This window comes from Rhodococcus sp. R1101, assembly GCF_000278445.1.
GTDB classification, from domain to species: domain Bacteria; phylum Actinomycetota; class Actinomycetes; order Mycobacteriales; family Mycobacteriaceae; genus Rhodococcus; species Rhodococcus gordoniae.
This window is the reverse complement of the sequence record NZ_AJVB01000964.1, coordinates 1-395: the sequence shown is the minus strand read 5'-3', so window position 1 is coordinate 395 and position 395 is coordinate 1. Positions and strand designations below refer to the sequence as shown.

The following is a 395-nucleotide window of genomic DNA, read 5'->3' as shown; positions in this document are numbered from 1 at the left end:
GTGCCCACCCTCGGCCCGTGGCGGTGGGTCCGGTCGTCTTCGCTCGTTCGGTCACGACAGGACATCGTAGAACCGGTCGTCCCGGTCGTGCCGCTCAGTCCAGCAGTTTCGCGGCGGCGGCCCGTGCCGCGACGGGATCGTCGGTCGCGAGGACCACCTCTGCGGCCTCGCGGCAGCGGTCCATCGGGACCGAGGAGAGCCGGGCGCCGACGCCCGTCACCGCCGACGCCGCGCACGACAGCGAGGTGACGCCCATCCCGGCCAGAACACACGCGAGGAGCGGGTCGGCCGCCGCCTCGCCGCACACCCCCACCGGTTTGCCGGCGGCGGTGCCTGCCTGTGCCGCGCGGGCCACCAACGCGAGTACCGCGGGTTGCCACGGATCGGTGAGTGCG

The 395-nt window shown here is 74.4% G+C and carries 1 protein-coding gene; it reads right to left on the bottom strand.

The annotated features are described in order from the left end of the window. Positions 1 to 94 precede the first annotated feature (94 nt). The coding region (locus tag R1101_RS29120; protein ID WP_037225507.1) for a putative PEP-binding protein at positions 95 to 395 on the bottom strand (301 nt) is incomplete at its 5' end.